Below are 19,620 nucleotides of genomic sequence, written 5' to 3'. Positions count from 1 at the left end.
CATGATTGATATGGCAGCGGTAAGGCTGCGAGTCTCGTTGTGCCTGTTGGTGGCGTTGTTTTTGCTGCTGCCTAAGCCGGCAAAGGGGCAGCCGGATGACTGGCAGCTCGAATGGGACTGGATGGTAAGTGCTGGCTATCACCATATCTCCGGTGCCAACCAGTATTCCGATCTGGAGGATGAGAGTGCACAGGTTGACGCGCTGCTGGATCTGCAATGGCAATACCGCCGCTGGTTGGGGCTATTTGCCCTCAAGGGAAATCGGCTGGTGGCATGGAACGATGATCAAGGTGGGGATGCTGAGGCTGAGTGGGTGATTCGGGAGCTGTTTTGGCAAGAGTCGGTTTCTGTTTTTGATCTGCCTCTGGATCTCACGTTTGGCAAGGTGCGCCTCGACTGGGGAGTAGGGTACGGTTACCGTCCGCTTGATGTGATCAAGCCATATCGTCGTAACCCTGTCGGGATCGCGGTCGAAGAAGGGGCCGGTGTCGCGGCGGTGTCCTATTTTGACGGGCTGGGGGAATGGAGTTGGCTGTATAGCGATTCCTCGTGGAACAGCCAGTCGGGTAGTCCCTTGGAGGAAGCGTCAGAGCAGCGGGGAGTTGGTGGCCGTCATTACCGGCTAGAAGGTGATAGTGAGTACCAATTCATTGCCTATTATGACGATGTCCGGCATGGCTTGCTTGGTCTCGGGTTTACCACTGTAGCCGGTATGGCTTGGTCTTTCCACGGTTCGGCTCTTTACCAGCGCCATTACCAGCGCTACCAGCAGCCGGTAATGGCTGGGGGCGGGGTAACATTGGGTGAAGGCCGTGATGCGCTACAGTCCTTGATTGGGGCAACATGGACTGCCAGTAACGGGCATCAGGTGATTGCGGAGTATTGGTATGACGGCCGGGCTTGGAGTCATAGCGAATGGGCGCGAGCCGGGGCGGCTTTGGCCAATATGGGACGTGGAAAAGGGGATATCCGGATGAGCTTTGCCCATGGTTTCGAAGCGGTAAATTTACGGCAACATAATTTGCTGCTCCACTGGCAGCTTGACCCCAACGGTGGGTATGGCGGGATTTGGCCGGAATCCTTGACGCCGAAGATTGATCTTCTCTACACCCCGGAAGATAGCGGGCATGTGGTGACCGGTTGGCTTGATTATACCGTGAAAGATACCGGGTCGATGCGACTTGGCGTGGAACTGGCTGTGCGTTGGTTTGGTGGCCCGGCAGACAGTGCGTACCGGATGCTGCCCGAACGACAGCAGCTGTTTTTGAATATCAAAGGGAGGTTGTGATGAGTGATAGGGCAGAGGATCTGGCGCATTACAGTTGGCGTCACTCGCTGATCCAAACATCAGTGATTTGTGTGGTGATAGCCGTTGTGACGTGGCTGATCTGGCCATCGAGTTATGTCGAGCATTTGGCGATCAGTCTGGGCTATGGCTACAGTGCCTTGGGCAGTGCCTGGGTTTTTCAACGTGTATTTTCCGGCTTGCAGTACCGGCAGTTGCTGGTACTTGTGCTGTTGAGTGCGATGATTCTCGGAAGCCTTCTGGCCATGCTCTGGACGGGGACTGGCGTTCAAGAGTGGGAAGCCATGAAGTCAGTCATGTTGTTGGGTTTTCTGTTTACCGTCTTTTGCTTTTATTTTTTTTATGTCAGAGAGCAGAAATTTGTGGCGGAAAGGGCGTTGGAGCAAGCTCGCCGTCAGCAGAGCGAGCAGGAAAAAACGTTGGTGTTAAGTGAGCTGAAAATGCTCCAGAGTCAGATAGAACCTCATTTCCTGTTTAATACCTTGGCCAATATTAGTGCCCTGATCGACTATGACCGCGAGACTGCCAAGATCATGCTGACCAAGCTGACGGAGTTGCTGCGGGCAACGCTCAGTGCCAACCGTGCGAGGTTGGTCACCGTTGAGCATGAAACTGCATTGGCCAGTGCCTATCTTGCGATCCAGCAAATACGGCTGGGCAGCCGGTTAGCTTATACTGTCAGCAATAGTGGGGTTGGTGATAGCTGGTTGATCCCCCCGCTGTTATTGCAGCCCTTGGTTGAGAATGCCGTCTTGCACGGGATAGAACCGCTTGCCGACGGTGGGCAGATAACGGTAGATATCTGTGAGCAAGACCGTCGGTTAGTGATGCGTATTAGCGACAATGGCATCGGTTTGGGCGGTCAGTCACAGCATATTGGACACGGGGTGGGATTGGAAAATATCCGTCATCGCCTTGAGGTCTTGTTTGGCTGCGGTGCCGGGTTGCAAATCAGAGGCAATACCCCGGCTGGCGTGGTGGCTGAGATTTGGATTGAGCGCGGCGCACTGGATGCATTGGTGGAAAAGGAGAACAGGGATGAACGAGCGCGCAACGGCAGTCATTGCCGATGATGAACCATTGTTGCTGCACCACCTGAACAAGGCATTGGCCGAGGTATGGCCCGAGCTTGAGATTGTGTGCCAGGCTCGCAATGGCCAACAGGCCTGGGAGGCCGCTTGCCAATATCAACCCGATGTGATGTTCCTTGATATTCGGATGCCTGAGCTCGATGGCATGGGCGTAGCCAGAAAAGTGCTGCAGCTCGGATCCCCGCCGTTGGTCGTCTTTACGACCGCTTACAGTGATTATGCGGTAGGGGCTTTTGAGCATGACGTTGTGGACTATGTCCTCAAACCGGTATCGGAGGCACGGCTTGAGAAAACGTGCGACAAGCTGCGCAGTCAGCTTAGGATGCGGCGTTCTGCCGATGTTCCAGCAGGCGTGAATACCCTGCTGGACGAGCTAAGTAGGCTGTCTGCGCCAAACCCGTGCCAATACCTCAAATGGGTGAAGGCGGTAAGGGGGGAGGATATCCACCTGCTGGCGGTGGGCGATATTCGTTACTTTAAAGCCGAGGACAAGTATGTTTCGGTATTTGTGGGAAAGGCCGGTGGGCCCGTGGAAGAGTATGTGATCCGTACCCCGCTCAAGGAGCTGCTGGAGCAAATAGATCCCCAGCAATTTTGGCAAATTCACCGTTCGACATTGGTCAATGTCGAGGCTATCGAGAAAGTCAGCAAGGATTTTACCGGCCGGATGAGTGTTCGGGTTAATGGTACGAAATTACCCGTAAGCCGCCGTGCACAGTCACTGTTCAAAGGTATGTAATTCAGGCTAGGGTTGATTACTGATCTTGCCGCCAACTTTGCTGTACCGCAATTTCCAGTGGTGTATGGACGAACAGATATTGCTGTGGCAGCAGATTTGAGGATGGAATGGTCTGTCCACATTGCCAGACGCTACGCATATGGGCCAAGCCGCGAAATACCGGAGAGAATAGAGATATGGCCTCAATAAGTCCCCAGCTGAGCTGGGTGACATTAACCGGCTTGCCGCAGGAAAGCGCGAGGCTACGGGCGATATCTTGGATGCTGACCAGGTGGCCCGGGTAATAGCTGACTTCTAATTGGGTATGATGCGTTTTTTGGGTGGAGAGTTGATGGACGATATTCTCCGCAAAGTCGGGTAAGTATGTCCAATAATGACGTTGGCCAAACGGGCCGGGAGATTGCAGGGTCAGACTATTGTCGTTTTCCTTTATGAACATACCTAGGTAACTTTGTGGGCGGGCACAGCTAAGGCTGTGCCCGCAACACATCACGCTTATACTGGCACCAGCGTCGGCGGCCGCGTTGAGCTGGCGGGTCAGCTTATGGGGGAGAGCGGTTGTGATAGGTGACGTGGCTTTCCAAAAAAGTAGCTTGGACAGGCGTGAATATTGGTGCTCGTAATGATTGGTCGTCAGCATCAGGTGACGGCCGTGTTTGATGATCAGGGCCAATACCGTGTCGAGTGAAAAAATCACTTGCCCGCCCAGTGACGGATCGGGCAAGTGCAGGAAGACTGTATCGACATCTTGTATTAGTTGTTCTAAGAGCTCGACATCTTTCTCACCCAGTTCGGCGAGGGTCATGTCGGAATGCAAGGCGACCGTATGTTGTGGGTCGTCGATTGCCGCCACCACATACCAGTTGTATTGTGATAAAGCCTTACTGATCAGGTTGCCCATTTCATATTCGGCACCAAGAACAAGGGCTCTTCTCATCATTACCTTCAACCTTGCGATTCATATCAAACTCAATATCAATAAGTTAAGTGCTTTTTACGTTTATAGTAAATAGACAAAACGGCATAGCAGGTATTTGATAATGCATAACATGGAATGGGATAGTATTCGGGTATTTTTAGCCGTTGCTGAAGAAGGGAGTATGTCGGCCGCAGCCTTGGCTTTGGGGATGTCGCAGCCGACCGTCAGCCGCCAGATCGTCGCCTTAGAACAGAAAGTGGGCTTTAACCTGTTTGACCGTTCGTCACACGGGCTGAAGCTGACAGACAACGGTGAGATTTTACTTGAAACAGCCCGGCAAGCCGCAAAGGGAGTCGAGGGGTTCAAGCAGCAAGTGGTGGCCTGCAAGAACAGTCATGAAGGGCATGTTCGTCTGGCTGTTGGGGAAATTGCCGCATTTTATTTTTTGCCCGATGCGCTGACGGCATTTCGTGAGGCGCATCCTGAAATTGATGTGGAATTGTTGGTAGAGAACAAGGCCGTCAATCTGAATAAGCGCGAGGCTGATTTGTTGATTTCGCGCGAAAAGCCGACCCAGCCTGATTTGGTGGTGAGTTATCTGCATGAAGAAGCGCTTGGGTTTTATGCTCATCGTGATTATCTGGCAGAGATGGGGACTCCGGCAGACATGGATGCCATGCACCATGAAGGCTACCACTTGATAGGCTATGATCAATTTGATTTCTATACTCGGGCGGCTTCGGAGATCGGTGGCAAGGTGACCAAGTCGAACTTCTGTTTTCGTACGGATAGTTACAAGATGCAGGTTGAATTGGCGCGCGCCAAGGCGGGGATTGCAGTGATGTTTGACTGTGTTGCAAGGCGCTACCCGGAGCTTGTGCCGGTGTTGCCGGGGACCCCGCTGCCCAAAACAATCTGGTGGCTGGTGAGTCATCATGACGTTCGGGTAAATCGACGTATTCAGTGTTTAATGACCTTTTTGAGGGCGTGGTTTCATCGCTGTTAATCTCATGGAAATTTAGATGCTTATGCAATTTTTTTAATACATCAAAAATTATGGGCTGAATTTTGTACTTTGGTGAATAAATAAACGCATTTAAACGTTTTCGTTGCGCTTATCTTGATCTCAACCAGTGAAATTTCAATTTTTTGTTTTTTTCTCGAAACAAAAGTTGAGTTATTCAAAAAAAATTGAATAATGTAACCATAAAATATAAATCAGAAGAAAATGCTGCTCCACACATCTTCTTCTGGCTAAGGTCACTGGACCAAATAGACGTGTTCACGGAACAGCACGCTGTTTCAAAGCCAACAAATATTCTGATGAGATAACCATGAGCAATTCTCTAGTACTTGTAATCAACTCCGGCAGTTCTTCCCTGAAGTTTGCCCTAATCGATACCGTAAGCGGTGAAGCAACCCTGAGCGGTTTGGGTGAATGTTTCGGTCTACCAGAAGCGGTAGTGAGCTGGAAGATTGATGGCGAGAAGCACGAATATCATCTTGAAGCTGAAGGCAACCACCACCAGCAGGCTGTTGATCGCATCGTAATGCTGCTTGACGAGCTGGGCATGAAGCAGGATATCGTTGCTATCGGTCACCGAGTTGTACATGGCGGCGAGAAGTTTACCAAGACAGTGAAAATCGACGATACAGTACTGGAAGAAATTGAAAAGCTGAGCGATCTTGCTCCGCTGCACAACCCAGCTCACGTTATCGGTATGCGCGCGTCAATCAAGGCGTTCCCTAACCTGTCTCAGTACGCAGTATTCGATACGGCTTTCCACCAGACTATGCCGGCGAAAGCGTACACTGGCGCTATCTCACAGAAGCTGTACAAAGATTACGGTATCCGTCGTTACGGTTTCCACGGTACTAGCCACTACTACGTAAGCCGTGAAGCTGCGAAAATGGTTAACAAGCCAATTGACGAAAGCAACTTCATCTCTGTCCACCTTGGTAACGGCGCGTCAGTGTGTGCAATCAAGAACGGCAAGAGTGTCGATACCAGCATGGGCTTCACCCCGCTGGCGGGCCTGATGATGGGTACACGTTGTGGTGACCTTGACCCAAGTATCATTGAGTTCCTGCTGAAGAAAGGCTGGTCTCAGGAAGCTGTGTTTGATGAGCTGAACAAGAAATCTGGCCTGTTGGGCGTATCTGGCCTGACAAGCGACTGCCGCGGCATCATCGAAGCGATGGAAAACGGCCACGAAGGCGCGACACTGGCATTCGAACTGTTCTGCTACCGTGTTGCCAAGTACATCGGCTCTTACATGGTTGCACTGGATGAGCTTGACGCGATTATCTTCACTGCGGGTATTGGTGAGAACTCACAGCCAATCCGTAGCAAGATCCTAGAGAATCTGAAGATCTTCGGTTACCGCGAAGATGAAGACGCTAACGCAGCGGCACGTTTTGGCAACCGCGGTATTATTACCAAGCCTAACACGCCTGTGGCGATGGTTATCCCAACTAATGAAGAGTGGGTAATCGCCAAGGAATCAATGGAGCTGCTGCACGCTTAATAGCGGCAAGAAATCCATTAACCCCATACGTAACCGCCGGTATCATACCGGCGGTTTTTTTGTGCTTAATCCCTCAGAATTATCTCATTTGTGAATACAAAAAATAGCTTTTAGGTATGTTTGTCAATACAATACGCGCTGTTTTGCGCAGGGTATATACGCTGCATATTGTATTGTTTATTAATGTTTTTAAGTTGTTTGGCGAAGTTACCCTGATAATGATCGCCACTGTCCGATAGGTAAAATGGTTGTCGAATATGTTCAGTTTCGCCTTCAATAAGAATAAAGACGGTAACAATGCCGTAATAGATACATTAAGTGCTCAGTTAGATGAACAACGGAAAGAGAACGAGCGATTAATCACGACGATTAGCGAAACGCAGCAGCACGTTGAGCAATTGGAGTTATCCGTTGCAATCAAAGATGAGTTTATGAACAAGCTGCTCAAATCCGTTTCGCCGCTCGAATATATCCGAAGCAACATTGCCAGCGCGGCTGAGAACCTTGCGCTTAATCTTGATCAGCATGTGTCTGACAACAAAGATGGTATTGCCATCTTGAATATGTTCCGCGATACCCTCAATCAGCTTATTGGGCAGATCCAATCGAGTGGGGACTCACTCGAAGTATTGAAGTTGAATTCTGACGATATCGGCAAGTTTATTGTCACGATTAATAATGTATCAGAGCAGACTAACCTTCTGGCGCTCAACGCGGCCATTGAGGCTGCCCGTGCAGGTGATCATGGACGGGGATTTGCCGTTGTTGCCGATGAGGTACGCAAGTTGGCCCAGAATGCCAGCGATGCGGCCAGCCAGATCCAAAATGTGGTGGGTGAGATTAGCGGTAACACTCAAACTTGTTACCAGAGCTCAAAGTTCATCGAGACTCAGTGTACTCAATTGCACGACAGTATCGAAGAGCTGATCATGATTGTCAGTTCGCTGATCCTTAAATCCGAAGAGCTGTATCGATTGGTTGATATGAGCTATACCTCGATATTTCTCCGTCTGGTTCAAATTGATCACGTGGTATGGAAAGTCAGCATTTACCAGCGCCTTAGCCAGCAGAGCTTCAATAGCCAGGAGGTGGTCGATCACCACCGTTGTCGCTTGGGCAACTGGTATTATCAGGGCCGCGGCAAGCAGCTATTCTCGGGATGCCGTTCGTATCAGCAGCTAGAGCGTCCGCATGCCGATGTGCATACCTATGGCCGTAAAGCATTGCAGGCATTTGCCGAGGGGAATCAAGCAGAGGGGATGCACTGTCTTGCCCAGATGGAAGAGGCGGCAGATAGCGTGATAGACCTGCTTAATGATCTGGAAGGGGAAATCGCGCAGGTTAAACAGCTTAAGCGTTAACTACTTTTAGAATGCAGAAAAAACCGCCCTGAGCCTATGTTCAGGGCGGTTTTTTTATGTGATGAAGGCATGATCTGTTTGGGTGAGGCGTCGGAATATTGCAAGGAACGTTAATGTCGGTCAAAGATATCGGAGATAACTATGGTACTTTTCCTGCTGTATTATCTTGCTTTTTTATTGGCATTGCCGTTTTTATTATTTATCCACATGGTTCTTTATGAAAAAAAGATACGTTGTTTTGGGTGTTTTGCTCATCGCTATATTGAGCGCTTTCTTGGTCGATAATTTGAACTACAGGTTGGCAACCGTAGGTTATTTTATTGAAGATTATTGGATGATTCTTGTAGCTATCGTGATGGCAGCGGTTGGCTTCAAGCAGCCAGAGAAGAAAAAGAAAATACAGCGTTATGTTGTGGCCATGTTGTTGGTGGGAATTTACATCGGGGATTATTTCTATATTTCAGAGTATGAACAAGAAGAGGCATGGCTGTCCCTTGGGCAAGTTTCTGATATTTATGATTCAATGGGGCTCGAGTCCAAGATTGAGCCGCTGTTTATCATCAACACAGTGCGTTTGCCTGATGCCTCATTGTCTGATGTGAAGTCATGCGAGGATGAATTCGCACTGGCTAATCTGGTGATACTGCGTAAAAGGTATGACCGCAAAGAATATTCTTATTATATTTATCGTGAGATTGATGAAGTTATCGATGTCTTGCGTCAGGGCGGCGGTAGAGTCTATACCTATATCCAGAACAGCAGTGGGGAGAATGTCTGCCGGGCGTCAATGAAAGGGGCCGATCGTTTTTCAATGGAGAAGCTGTGACGTTGCTACTGTGATTGTATATCCATAAAAAAAACCGCCAAAAGGCGGTTTTTTGTCTCTGAGCAACAGGTCGCATCTAGCCAATGGCCAGTTTGGTCTCCGGATAGCGTAGCTTGCGTGCCCGGGGGCTGGCGAGGAAATAGGCGAGGGTCAGCGGGCCGACCCGGCCGATAAACATCAGTATGATGATGATGGTCTCGCCGGCAGGCGTCAGGTTCGGGGTTAGTCCGCGTGACAGGCCGACGGTTCCTAACGCTGACAGGGCTTCGAACATGATATCGAGCATCGGGGCCTTTTCGGACAGGAGCAGGCCGAAAATGGCCAGCCAGCTCACCACGACCGAAATCATGGTAAGGGCCAGTGCCTTGCTGACGGTTTCGCGCGGGATTTCGCGTTTGAACACGAAGATCGCTTCGTCCCGGCGTAGGTACCCGTAAGTTGCCAGAATCATCACCATGAAAGTCACCACCTTGATCCCGCTGGCGGTGCTTAGCGAGCCGCCGCCGATAAACATCAGGGTCATGATGAGGGTTGTTGTGGCATCTTCGAGTTGGTCTATCGGCAGGGTATTAAAACCCGCTGTGCGGGGGCTTACTGCCTGAAACCAGGCCGCCAGCCATTTCCCGTGCTCGGAGAGATGCGCCAGGGTATGTGGGTTGTTGTACTCAATCATGTAAATGGCGATGACGGCGAACAGGTTGAGCAAGACGGTGCCGGTTATCATCATTTTGCTGTAGGGCGTCAGTTTTGACCAGCGTCGGTTGCGGTGCAGGTCGATCCATACCGAGAAGCCCAGCCCGCCAACGATGAACAACCCCGTAATCGTCAGGTTGACCACCGGATCTTCCACATAGGGCATCAGGTTGTCGGCGCTGAGGGCGAAGCCGGCATTGTTGAAGGCGCTGATGGTATAGAAGAACCCGTGGAACAAGCTGGTCTTCCACCCGAGCTCGGGACTCCAGTAGGCCGCCAGAATAACCATTCCGATGCTTTCGACGAACAGGGCATAGGCCAGCACGTTCTTGGCGGTAGAGGCAAGGGTCGATGTATCGGTTTGGTTGAATGCCTCTTTGGCCACAGTGCGCTCGAGGAAGCCGATTTTGCCGCCCAGCGAGATCAGGGTCACGATGGCAAAGGTCATCAGCCCCAACCCGCCGCACTGGATTAGCAGGGCGATGACGGTTTGGCCGAACGTGGTGAACACGGTACCGGTATCAACCACCGACAGTCCGGTAACGGTGACGGCGGAAGTTGCAGTAAACAGGCTTTGTGACCAACTTAGTGGTGCCGCTGTGGCAAAAGGAAGCTTAAGCAAGCAGGTGCCAAGCAAGATCAGGGCAAGGAAGCTGCCCGCCAGAATCAGGGGCGGCGCCCCTGTGATCTTCTTGGCGGCATTGGTCTTGCGCTCAAGCGGCGAGACAGAGGGATGCCACAAAACCATGTTACACCAACCTTGGGGCGAGGTATTTCAATTCGGCCCGGGTGCCGCACAATAACAGGATATCATTGGTTTGCAGTACAAAATCACCACTTAGCTGGGTGAAGGTTTCCTGATCGCGTTTGACCAGCAGCGGCTCGATATTGTCGCTGATATCCCCCAGCAGTTGGTTCAGCGTCACCTCGTTGAGGCAGGCTTGGATGGGAATCTCGACGACGTGCAGGCCGTGGCCAATCGACAGGTAATTGTTGACCATCGGGTAGTTGAGCGATTGGGCGACCCGGATCCCCATTTCCTCCTCCGGGTGGATGATACGCGAAACCCCTAGCTTGGAGACGATGGTATGGTGGGCCTTGGTGCTGGCTTTTACCCAGATATTGTTTACGCCACTGTTCTTCAGGGCAAGGGTGGTGAGCAGGCTTGCCTGCATGTCTTCGCCAATAGCGATCAGGACGGCTTCGCTGTTGCCCAGATCCATTTCACGCAGTGCACACTCGTCGGTGGCATCGCAGATCACCATTTCGGTAAAGTCTTCAGTATATTTTTCGGCAATTTTCGGGTCGCAGTCGACGCCGGTAACAGTATGGCCGAGGTGGATCAACTCTAGGCTGGCGGCGACACCAAAACGCCCCAAGCCAATGACGGTAAAATGCGCCATGGATAAGTACCTTGAATAGTTTGGTTTGATAGATAGTGACAGTAAGCCACCACTGGCAATACCGTGGTGTCATGTCGTTATGTGGTGTGCCGGGAGGGCTAGGTAGTCACGGTGTATTCCTGCAACTGATAGGTTGTTTTCTCGTTGTTTGAGAGCGCGGCGGGATTCGCCCCTAAAATTGTGCGCTACATCACGGTCTCACTCTAGCAGAGGCCACCGTGCAGAACGCGCTTTAAATTTGCAATTTAGGATTGCCATATTGAAGGCGGATTTGGGCGAGTAATATGCATAAATGAAAGAGGGTAAATAATTAAAATTTTGTTTTTATTGATTTTTATTTTTTATTCCAAGATAGAAATATGCAGCGTTGATAGCGATTTACAGTGTGAATTGGATCGCCTGCCGTGATGTTGCGGCAGGCTGGAGATGACTGTGGTGGTTAATTATCGACCCCTGTGCGGCGCACTTTATCTACATGGCGGTTGATTAAATGGCGGATCAGCCAGCGGTAGGCGATATGTTTGAGTCCGCGGGTGTTGCTGCCGTAGCGCGAGAAAAAGCTGTCAGGGTCATTGAATACCCCGAGGTCATCAGCAATGCCTTGCGCTTGGATATAGGTATCACTGCCGGTAAAGATATTCGGCGGGTTTTGCAGGCATGCAACGCTGATACCATAGCCACTGAATATACGCGTACCGGGGTGGGCTCGCTGAACCTGTTCGAGAAATGGCGTATCGATGATAAATCCCTCAAGGTTAAGCCATCGCCCCTCCAGTTTGACCTCTATCCAGCTATGCAAAATCTTTTTGGGGGCAAGCGGCATAATGTAGTCAGGGATTGCCCCGCGCTGGAGTGCATTGTAGATGGTAAAGCCATGGAAGCGGCATTGTATGGCGAGGCTGCGCAACAAAGCCATAAGGAGGGTACCTTTGGTGTTGCATTGCCCGTAGCCGTCTTTGAGAACTTGGCTGGCAGGTAGGGTATCGTCACTGTTATAGCCAAATAATATATCGTCGCGGACGAAATTATAGGCTTCGCGAAGAGCTGTTGCCGTGTCTAGTGCACGCCACCCCTTATTCTCGATAAGTTGTGATATGGCTGGATGGTTGTAGTCGATCATAGGGGTCGGCAGGAGTAGCCGTGGGTGCTCGGCTGGCGCGGGTATGTTGGAATCCGCTGTTCTGGGGGCTGTTGGTATGCTCATGGTGTATCCTCCCTGTTGGTACGCTTACGGTATCAACAGGAAAGGGGGGCGGTATTGAACAAACTGGCTATTTGTTCTTATTCAGGGTGAAACTGGCGAGCAGCTCGCTGCTGGTCATGCCAAAGGTACGCTTGAGGGTTCTGCTTAGGTGCGCCGCATCACTGAAGCCGGCAAGGTGGGCCGCCTGAGTGGTATTCGCTCCGTTTTTTATTGCCCTAACGGCACAGAGCAGACGTCGCCAGAGTAGATAAGGGCGCCAGGCTATGCCCAGTTGCTCGCGGGCGAGATGGAGAAAGCGGCTTTCTGACAAGGCCAGCCAGTCGGCGATTTCCTTGGCCCGCCATTTATCCGGTTTTAGACAGTGGCCAGATAGGCAACTGTCAAGTTGGGCCTGCAATTTTCTGATCCTCGAATCGCTGATGGTATAGCCCTGTTGTTTGAGTGCGTTGACCAATTCGGGCTGTGCCGCGAGGGCATGGTAGAGCCCACCGAGGGTACGATTCGGTTGGCCGGCAAATTCTGTCGGCAGTTGGCTGATCGCTGCACCGACCCGGCTCTCTGGCTCCGCCAGAATGATCCAGCCCTGTTCCATTTGGAGTTGATGGCTCTGATCTGGGGGGATAACCTTAGCCTTATCGAAAGGCTGGCCGTTGAGCTCGGCAGATAGAGTTGGCAGGCAGAGCTGCCATAGTGTATGGCGATGGGGTTTGGCATCGATGCTCTTGCCAAAGGCAATCACCAGCCCAGGTGAAATATGGCTGAAAGGTTCGCACCTTGATTGGGGAGGAGAGGGGATTTCGTTTTTCGTTTCCGCGCTGTTCCATGTCGCGGGGGAAGCCACTATCGCGGGTGTGGCCGAGGCGTCTGACTGCATCCTTGTCTACCTACTTGTTGTTCAGCTATCGCTGGTTGAAAATTGTTCAATCCATAGTAGCGATATCCCCGAGCGAGCTCAATATACATAATGGATATGTCTGAAAGCGGAGGTACTTTAATTTCCGGCGATATGTTTTAGGGATAGGTTGTCAGTTTTGGTTCGGATTGTTTTTGGGAGCTACGATAGGAAATTTTACTATCACTGTATCTATTGAGGGTTATGACTGCGTTGGTGTTGCTTAGGTGTATTCATATCTTTATTGAACAGGTATAGAAAGTTCTTATAGTAAATAATGAATACAAGCAGGGATATCTCCTGCTTGTATTTCATTCATCATCAAACTGCGTAACCTAATACTGATAGCAGTTGTTGTTTTTTACTTAAGATAATTTCAGGATTTGTTTTATCTGATAGGTTCTCTCTGGATTTTTCACCTAAAAAGAATGCTATTCGTTCAGCATTAGCCCCCGATGGGTGAGGCATACCAGCTAAGATTTGCTCGCGCTTGATATATCCGCTCTCAGCCATGAAGAAAAGCACGTCTGCTACTGAATCGCCTAAGGGGACGTATAATGTCTCTGAAGACAATTGACGTAGCTCTTCCCCAAGGTATTGCTCTATTGCTTCTCGAAGCAATGGCGTTCCTAACATCTTCGGCGTGCGCCCACTGTAATTTTTACCATTCACAAACACGGGATAACGTAGAGCTGAGGTGTAATGTACTAAGTCCTTCCTGATCGTGAATAGTTCTTCGCAGTCATTTACGCCTAACCGATGTTGCAACCCGATATGATTTAGCATTCGTATAAGATTTTTACGCATGGGGCCGGCGAAACTGGCGGTTTCTTTGGCTGATTGGCTAACAATAGGCAAAGGCTTGTTGGTACTTAATTGTCGATGTGCTTCCTGTAGTGCGATTTCCGCTTGTTGTAGTCCTGGCGTTATTCCACAAATGACAATTTTTGCTGCTGTATTCACATGATCAAATGGTGCGTAATACATCTCAATTGATTTGTCTTTATTTAGTAACAATGAACTAGGCATTTCCTTTAATGGGAACTGCAATGCTGTTATTGGTTTAATAAGTTGAGATAACACTTGATATTCTTCTCTTTGTTATTTTGAAAATACGGTGATTACGTACGGATTTCAGCCTGTTGTCGTAACACTTTACAGCAATGAGTATCGGAAAAGCGATATGTGTTGTTGTTCGTGTGCCCTGCTTTTTCATCGATGGAAAATAGATCACGACTGGCCACATAAATCGAAACAATACACCTTATGTTGCATAATGAGTATGAAGCTGCATAGGATATGTGGCACCAAATTTTTGTTGGTATCGAGCACGGAGTGGTGGCTGTGGGAATAAATGATTTTGATGAGGGCTGGGAAATTCTGGTCAGTGATTACGCGAGGCCTATTGCGGCTAAACGCCTGATTGCAAATATTTATCGAGGTTCGGATATGGCGAATGGGATCATTCGCAGTCAGATCGCCGAAAATAGCCAGCATTACCGGTGTGCACAGTGTCGGGGGGCGGTATATCTTGCCGGAGGACAGGGGAGAAGGCAGTGTTTGCATTTTAGGCACAACACTAAATCTCCAGAGAACAAACAGAAGGCCGAGGGATGTTTTTTCTGCAATCCTAACCGTGAGCAATGCCGATTATACAACCGCATCTTTCGTGCTGAGGGAGAATGGCACATGCAGAACAAAGAGCGGGTTGCAAATATATTGGCCCTCGACCCAAGAATCGAGCCGGATTCAGTCGCGACGGAACGCTATATTTTTAGTACCGAGCATACGCTCAATATTCGTCGACAGCCTGATATATATTGCCGAGATCGGGATGGTAATCATTGGGTTTTTGAACTTACCCGTTGGTGGTTACATCCGGAGACGGCCGTTGAGCGGCAAAAATTCTACCGTAAGCTCGGTTATAACCTCGTATGGCTGTTTAGCCCGGAATGCAGAGAGGAGAATCGTTCGACATTTCATCTTTTACTCTATGGTGCTAATTATCATGACGAGATGACGCTGGAATCCATCACTTGTGAAGGGGCACAGTTCAATGCTTTTGAGTTGTCCGAATCTGCGCTGGAAAAAAGTGACAGTGAGGGTGAGTTATATCTCGACGTTATCTATCCGAGCTTTGTTGTTGACGATAACCTAGGTACGCTCATGACGAGTTATCATAACAGGCTGATGAGTATGCATGATCTCATCTTGGATCCTTGTCAGCGGCTTCCGTATGGCGTAGAGACGGCGTGCCAACTGCAACAAGCGAAGGCGTATCTGGCAGAGGTGCGTAATGAATTGCTTCAAGCTGAATTCAATCGGCGGTATAAGTCCGAAGTGAAAGATCTGACGTTAATCCGTCGGTCGCTTGGCGAAATACGGAAAATACGACGGGTTGGTATCGACGAAAGCAGCATGGTGCAAATCAGAGAACGATTGTCCGAATGTCGTGCGAGGTTACCAGAGATTGGTGGGATGAGGGCGATTCGAATCGAAAAACTGATTATCGGTGCAGATTGCAAGGCCCAGTTGTCTATTGAGCGTTACCTAAAAGAAAGAACGGCGCGTGAGGAGCAGATTAGTACACTTTGCTACGAAGGGCATGGGTTTATTAACCAATTCAGTGGGCAACCACTACATCCTGATGGAGAAGTCAGTCGGCAGGCGGAGCAACTCAGCAAACAGCTTGAAGAGATAGGCAATCTCAGTTTTTCACGGCGCATAACGGCCGCATCTCGGGCTTGCCACCGTCGTTATATCGAGTTGTTTATTTATCAAATGAATGAAAGTGTAGGAAAGGTAAAGCATCGTCAGTACGTGAAAAAAAACAGGCCGTTGTTGTTCTCATTGCAGGAATATTGCCAGCAATTTGATGAGCGTCAGCTGCTCGTTCAGTTAAACAAGTTGCATCATATCGTTGATAACCACACTATCTATCTTCAATATTGCGAACTGGCTGCGATGATCGCTCATCCTATGCTGCCGTCAGGGTATCTTGATGATGTGCTGGATATGTATGATTTACTGTCGGAATATGAATTTAACCAGCAAAGGACGGATTTTAACCTTGCCGTGATACGGCGTTATGCCAGACAAGCTGTGGATGATTTTGCCGCGCTTCATCAATGGGATAAAGCACTAGATTATCGAACGCTCCTACCGCTGGCGATTCAGGTCGCCGAGGAGGATGAGTCGGCATTGGCAACAATGCTGGGATGTCATGCCAACAGTCTCTCCCGTCTACCAGAAATCAGAGATAAGTATGTTGAACAGGCGTCGGAGTCGGTGGAGTCTTTTTTTGTCGGGATAGGTCAGGCACTCTCTAGCTTGATTTCCAAGGCAGAGCGGGCATCGAATACAAAAGTCTTGGCTGCTATCGTCCCGTTAGCCGAGAAGCTCTTTACTGACTGCTATCTTTATACGTCATCTTTTTCAGATCAGGCGGTGCAATCCCAAAAGACTGATTTAATGAATGCGCATTATGAGCCTTTGTTTGACAAGCTCTACCAACTTGTTGAACCTCAAGATTAACTCTTAGAGTTCATGTTTTACATTTGTAAGACATCCTGCGTTATGGGATTAATCAACCGCCACAATCCCATATGTGCTGGTGGCTTGGTTTGCTTTCATCCAGCCAAGAATAATGTCGCCGTTGAAGCGCACACTCGCCTCTACGATTTCAATCACCTCACTGGCGATTATGGCGTAAAAGTCATCAAACTCAATCATGCTCTATGTTCATGGTCTATCTCGTGTGGTTGCCAATTGTGCCGTTATTCCCGGCGAGCCCGCCATGCTTGGTCATGGCGGGCTCGTTAGGACTGCTTTACATCTTGAATTTAAGAATGGAGTTACCCAATTCAATGGCCAGTGATTCTAGGTGCTCGGCCTGGACTCTATTTTGGGTGATCGCCGCCGCAGCCTCTTGGGATATATCATTGATGTTATAGACATTCTTGTTGATTTCCTGAGTCACATGAGATTGCTCCTCCGTTGCGGTGGCTATCTGAATGTTCATGTCTTGGATTTGGCGGATCTCTTGTTCGATTAGCGTAAGGGTTTGGGCGGCTTCATCGGATTTGGATAATGTCCCTTGAGCCCCTCGGGTGTTGTTTTCCATCAGGTGAACGGAATGTTGGACTTGTTCTTGAAGCCTTAGGATCATCGTTTGTATTTCGTCGGTACTCTGCTGGGTTTTGGTGGCGAGTGATCGTACTTCGTCTGCCACCACGGCAAACCCGCGGCCGTGCTCGCCGGCTCTAGCCGCTTCGATGGCGGCATTGAGTGCCAGCAAGTTGGTTTGGTCGGCTATCCCGCGGATCACATCGAGGATCCCGCCCACATTCTCGGTTTCCTGCTGCACGATATTGATTGCGGCTTGTATGTCGTTGAGATTGTTGACGAGCAATTGAATACTGTCATTCATCTCCCCCACCAGGTTGAGTCCATCTGTCGCGCTAAGGTGTGCCTCGTTGGACGATTTCGATGTGAGGTTGGCATGTTGCGACACCTCGGTGATAGTGGCCAGCATTTCGTTGATCGCCGTCACGACATGTTCCAACTCTGCAAGTTGGTGGTGGGAGGAGCGATCGGCCTCAGTCGACGAATCGGCAATCTGTTTTGATGAGCCATATAACTCTGTTGAACAGTTGTTGATGCTGCTGATGATTTCCTTGATGTTGTTCGCCATGATCAAGGTTGAGCGGTATACGCCAATGTCCTCGGTGCGCAGCGGTGGAATATCCGTCAGGATCCCGTTTGAAATGTTCTTGACGAGATGGTTAATTTCATTGGGCTCGCCGCCAATCGGGGCATAAATATATTTTCTGACAAATATCTGGCATAAGAACATGGCGATAATGCTCGCCCCGCACAGGATTCCGATCCCCATGGTGAAGTTGTCGTTGCTTTCTTTTTCGATGGTGGCCAGATATTCATAGTTGGCGACGCTGAAGCCTAAATGGCTGGCATTGGTGATATAGGCGATGATTTCGCCTTGCTTGCCCGAGTAACTGATCCTTCCTGATTGATTTTGGTATTCAGGGTAATCGGTGTAGATATTAGTGTGGAGCATGCTGCTGTCACCGCTGGCGATAACACTGCCGCTTTGGGTCAGGTAGACATCAATTTGGTCGCTGTCCACGCTGGAGAGTACAAAGGAGTTGAACTCGTCCAAGCGAAGATCGGCCGCAGCCACGGCATAGATGTGGTTCTGTGCGTCGTAGAGCGGGATACTGAATGTGATAATCCATTTTTTGGTGAATTCATCTTGGTATGCTTCGGTAAATGAACGTTTAGTCACGCCATTGATGACATCATCGAACCATGCTTTTCCTGCTGCGTTTTTATTTATATCAAACCCATTCTTGGTTATCACGCCACCATTTTTCATCGCAATATAGACATTGGATATGGATGAGTTGTTCTGGATATCAGAGAGTTGTTTCATCACCGACTGGATGCTGCTGTTGTCAGCTGTGTCAACGTTGATACTGGCAGTGCTTAAGATATCAAAATAACGTTCTGTGTATTGTGTTATGACCGACGAAAGCATATGTGATTGAGACTGCATCTTGCTGTCATAATTAGCAATGGATGACCCACTAAAGTTTGATAGATTGATACTGGTAATTAATGCAAATGAAATGATAAAAAATGAAGTGAAGGATATCGTTATTTTTGTACTTAGTTTCATCTTATGTTACTCACGAATAAGGTACGGCTTATCACGAAATCAACATATGTTATCGTGGATTGGAAGATAACTTATACCTTAACGGATAAGTTATTATGAGTTAGTAACAGGTTACAAATATGACTAACGTGAAATATGATTTTATTATTATCAATGTAAGTCAAATTAAATTAATGATGAGGTGTGATTACTTGAAGTTAGTCACGTTGCTTCAATTTTGATATTTTTAATAATGAGTTGAGTTATTCGGTTATTTTTTTATTCGATTGAATAATTGAAATTAATGATGGTATGAAATTTTTTTCATGAAAAGGCGATAGATTGCCATTTCTCAGGATGGTTATTTTGCTATTTTCTGTTTTTTACTTTGTTTTCATATGTTTGATTTTGACTGGTGGTTGGTGAGGTAACTGTTTGCCGAATAATTAACCAAATATCTAAGCGGTTGTGAATGTTGTTATGATGAAAAATAAGCAGCAATAGCAAAGATAATTAGTCAAAAAGTGTTGATTTTTTGACTCATATCTAAAAATTGAGTGGGAAATTGACGCAAGAAAGCATGATCTTCGTCTCATTCATATCATTCTATTTGCGTATAATCTGCCGGACATTCAGCATGTTTACTCATCGTGGTGAAAAAATGAGTACAAAGGGAAAATTGTTGTTATCCATAGAGTTGGGATTTAATTTATTATTACAATATTCATTTTATATTCAGAGGTAGATAAGTGCTTATTTAATTGGTGGCTATAAATATCAATTTTCAAATATGGCTTATTTCACTGTCAACGTAACAGGGCAGAAAGTTTATCCTTGAGTTTTATATCAGGATAGATTGGTATTGTCTATTCCGGTGTTGGAAGGAAAATAGTCACCAGATAAAAATATTTTAACGGCATTGAGCGCGGTGAATGTTGATTTCAAAACGATCAATATTTTTGGCAAGCTGTCTGACAGCCT

Annotated in this window: 16 protein-coding genes; 8 read left to right on the top strand and 8 right to left on the bottom strand. The window is 48.5% G+C overall.

Annotated elements, in window-relative coordinates; genetic code table 11:
* The first annotated feature begins 1 nt into the window (after position 1).
* The 3 genes from ABT56_RS00690 to ABT56_RS00680 are packed head-to-tail and all read left to right on the top strand — an operon-like array spanning position 2 to position 3,136.
* Entirely contained in the window at positions 2 to 1,288 is a 1,287-nt protein-coding gene (locus ABT56_RS00690; protein ID WP_053062339.1) for a hypothetical protein, read from the top strand.
* Complete coding sequence (locus ABT56_RS00685) at positions 1,288 to 2,379, top strand: sensor histidine kinase (RefSeq protein ID WP_047876918.1); 1,092 nt, start codon at positions 1,288 to 1,290, stop codon at positions 2,377 to 2,379. The genes ABT56_RS00690 and ABT56_RS00685 overlap by 1 nt, the downstream gene beginning before the upstream one ends.
* On the top strand, positions 2,345 to 3,136 hold the full coding sequence (locus ABT56_RS00680) for a LytR/AlgR family response regulator transcription factor (protein ID WP_047876917.1): 792 nt from the start codon (positions 2,345 to 2,347) through the stop codon (positions 3,134 to 3,136). Before ABT56_RS00685 ends, ABT56_RS00680 begins: the two co-directional genes overlap by 35 nt.
* Positions 3,137 to 3,152: 16 nt before the next feature.
* Here ABT56_RS00680 and ABT56_RS00675 read toward each other — a convergent pair whose 3' ends face one another.
* The gene (locus tag ABT56_RS00675) at positions 3,153 to 4,076 is read right to left on the bottom strand and encodes a Rossmann-fold NAD(P)-binding domain-containing protein (RefSeq protein ID WP_053062338.1); all 924 of its coding nucleotides are present in this window, start codon (positions 4,074 to 4,076) and stop codon (positions 3,153 to 3,155) included.
* Between the two features lie 100 nt (positions 4,077 to 4,176).
* Here ABT56_RS00675 and ABT56_RS00670 point away from each other — a divergent pair, with 100 nt between their 5' ends.
* The 4 genes from ABT56_RS00670 to ABT56_RS00655 all read left to right on the top strand — a co-directional run bounded on the left by ABT56_RS00670 (position 4,177) and on the right by ABT56_RS00655 (position 8,770).
* A complete protein-coding gene (locus ABT56_RS00670; protein WP_047876916.1) occupies positions 4,177 to 5,061 on the top strand; it encodes a LysR family transcriptional regulator in 885 nt (294 codons plus the stop codon).
* 328 nt (positions 5,062 to 5,389) lie between these two features.
* Entirely contained in the window at positions 5,390 to 6,583 is a 1,194-nt protein-coding gene (locus ABT56_RS00665) for an acetate/propionate family kinase (protein WP_047876915.1), read from the top strand.
* A gap of 257 nt (positions 6,584 to 6,840) precedes the next feature.
* Positions 6,841 to 7,944: a methyl-accepting chemotaxis protein gene (locus tag ABT56_RS00660; protein WP_047876914.1), complete on the top strand. Its 1,104-nt coding sequence runs from the start codon at positions 6,841 to 6,843 to the stop codon at positions 7,942 to 7,944.
* A gap of 217 nt (positions 7,945 to 8,161) precedes the next feature.
* Positions 8,162 to 8,770 (top strand): hypothetical protein, encoded by a 609-nt coding sequence (locus tag ABT56_RS00655; RefSeq protein ID WP_047876913.1) that lies wholly within the window; start codon positions 8,162 to 8,164, stop codon positions 8,768 to 8,770.
* Between the two features lie 76 nt (positions 8,771 to 8,846).
* Here the strand turns inward: ABT56_RS00655 and ABT56_RS00650 are convergent, their stop codons facing one another.
* From ABT56_RS00650 to ABT56_RS00630, 5 genes are all read right to left on the bottom strand, one after another.
* On the bottom strand, positions 8,847 to 10,211 hold the full coding sequence (locus ABT56_RS00650; protein WP_047876912.1) for a TrkH family potassium uptake protein: 1,365 nt from the start codon (positions 10,209 to 10,211) through the stop codon (positions 8,847 to 8,849).
* Between the two features lies 1 nt (position 10,212).
* Positions 10,213 to 10,866 (bottom strand): potassium channel family protein, encoded by a 654-nt coding sequence (locus tag ABT56_RS00645; protein WP_047876911.1) that lies wholly within the window; start codon positions 10,864 to 10,866, stop codon positions 10,213 to 10,215.
* Positions 10,867 to 11,305: 439 nt separating this feature from the next.
* Complete coding sequence (locus tag ABT56_RS00640; protein ID WP_084722116.1) at positions 11,306 to 12,070, bottom strand: transglutaminase-like domain-containing protein; 765 nt, start codon at positions 12,068 to 12,070, stop codon at positions 11,306 to 11,308.
* Positions 12,071 to 12,137: 67 nt separating this feature from the next.
* Positions 12,138 to 12,944, bottom strand: coding sequence for an AraC family transcriptional regulator (locus ABT56_RS00635; protein WP_084722115.1), 807 nt, complete (start codon positions 12,942 to 12,944; stop codon positions 12,138 to 12,140).
* A 339-nt stretch (positions 12,945 to 13,283) separates the two neighbouring features.
* Positions 13,284 to 14,045, bottom strand: coding sequence for a uracil-DNA glycosylase family protein (locus tag ABT56_RS00630; RefSeq protein WP_205626043.1), 762 nt, complete (start codon positions 14,043 to 14,045; stop codon positions 13,284 to 13,286).
* Positions 14,046 to 14,261: 216 nt separating this feature from the next.
* Between ABT56_RS00630 and ABT56_RS00625 the strand changes: the two genes are divergently transcribed.
* Positions 14,262 to 16,496 carry a hypothetical protein gene (locus ABT56_RS00625; protein ID WP_047876909.1) on the top strand — a complete coding sequence of 745 codons (2,235 nt, stop codon included), beginning with the start codon at positions 14,262 to 14,264 and terminating at the stop codon, positions 16,494 to 16,496.
* A 48-nt stretch (positions 16,497 to 16,544) separates the two neighbouring features.
* Here the strand turns inward: ABT56_RS00625 and ABT56_RS23815 are convergent, their stop codons facing one another.
* Both ABT56_RS23815 and ABT56_RS00620 read right to left on the bottom strand, forming a co-directional pair.
* Entirely contained in the window at positions 16,545 to 16,694 is a 150-nt protein-coding gene (locus ABT56_RS23815; protein WP_157037752.1) for a hypothetical protein, read from the bottom strand.
* A 97-nt stretch (positions 16,695 to 16,791) separates the two neighbouring features.
* Positions 16,792 to 18,537 (bottom strand): methyl-accepting chemotaxis protein, encoded by a 1,746-nt coding sequence (locus ABT56_RS00620; RefSeq protein ID WP_169753866.1) that lies wholly within the window; start codon positions 18,535 to 18,537, stop codon positions 16,792 to 16,794.
* Between the last annotated feature and the right edge of the window lie 1,083 nt (positions 18,538 to 19,620).

The organism is Photobacterium aquae, from assembly GCF_001029445.1.
GTDB classification, from domain to species: domain Bacteria; phylum Pseudomonadota; class Gammaproteobacteria; order Enterobacterales; family Vibrionaceae; genus Photobacterium; species Photobacterium aquae.
The sequence above is the reverse complement of the archived record's forward strand: the minus strand, read 5'-3'. Positions and strand labels throughout refer to the sequence as shown.

What these genes read in the sequence shown, in the direction of transcription:
- ABT56_RS00680 (WP_047876917.1), top strand. Translation starts at nt 2,345, where the DNA reads ATGAACGAGCGCGCAACGGCAGTCATTGCCGATGATGAACCATTGTTG.
- ABT56_RS00625 (WP_047876909.1), top strand. Translation starts at nt 14,262, where the DNA reads ATGTGGCACCAAATTTTTGTTGGTATCGAGCACGGAGTGGTGGCTGTG.
- ABT56_RS00655 (WP_047876913.1), top strand. Translation starts at nt 8,162, where the DNA reads ATGAAAAAAAGATACGTTGTTTTGGGTGTTTTGCTCATCGCTATATTG.
- ABT56_RS00620 (WP_169753866.1), bottom strand. Translation starts at nt 18,537, where the DNA reads ATGCAGTCTCAATCACATATGCTTTCGTCGGTCATAACACAATACACA.
- ABT56_RS00635 (WP_084722115.1), bottom strand. Translation starts at nt 12,944, where the DNA reads ATGCAGTCAGACGCCTCGGCCACACCCGCGATAGTGGCTTCCCCCGCG.
- ABT56_RS00670 (WP_047876916.1), top strand. Translation starts at nt 4,177, where the DNA reads ATGCATAACATGGAATGGGATAGTATTCGGGTATTTTTAGCCGTTGCT.
- ABT56_RS00660 (WP_047876914.1), top strand. Translation starts at nt 6,841, where the DNA reads ATGTTCAGTTTCGCCTTCAATAAGAATAAAGACGGTAACAATGCCGTA.
- ABT56_RS00690 (WP_053062339.1), top strand. Translation starts at nt 2, where the DNA reads ATGATTGATATGGCAGCGGTAAGGCTGCGAGTCTCGTTGTGCCTGTTG.
- ABT56_RS00640 (WP_084722116.1), bottom strand. Translation starts at nt 12,070, where the DNA reads ATGAGCATACCAACAGCCCCCAGAACAGCGGATTCCAACATACCCGCG.
- ABT56_RS00675 (WP_053062338.1), bottom strand. Translation starts at nt 4,076, where the DNA reads ATGATGAGAAGAGCCCTTGTTCTTGGTGCCGAATATGAAATGGGCAAC.
- ABT56_RS23815 (WP_157037752.1), bottom strand. Translation starts at nt 16,694, where the DNA reads ATGATTGAGTTTGATGACTTTTACGCCATAATCGCCAGTGAGGTGATT.
- ABT56_RS00685 (WP_047876918.1), top strand. Translation starts at nt 1,288, where the DNA reads ATGAGTGATAGGGCAGAGGATCTGGCGCATTACAGTTGGCGTCACTCG.
- ABT56_RS00665 (WP_047876915.1), top strand. Translation starts at nt 5,390, where the DNA reads ATGAGCAATTCTCTAGTACTTGTAATCAACTCCGGCAGTTCTTCCCTG.
- ABT56_RS00645 (WP_047876911.1), bottom strand. Translation starts at nt 10,866, where the DNA reads ATGGCGCATTTTACCGTCATTGGCTTGGGGCGTTTTGGTGTCGCCGCC.
- ABT56_RS00650 (WP_047876912.1), bottom strand. Translation starts at nt 10,211, where the DNA reads ATGGTTTTGTGGCATCCCTCTGTCTCGCCGCTTGAGCGCAAGACCAAT.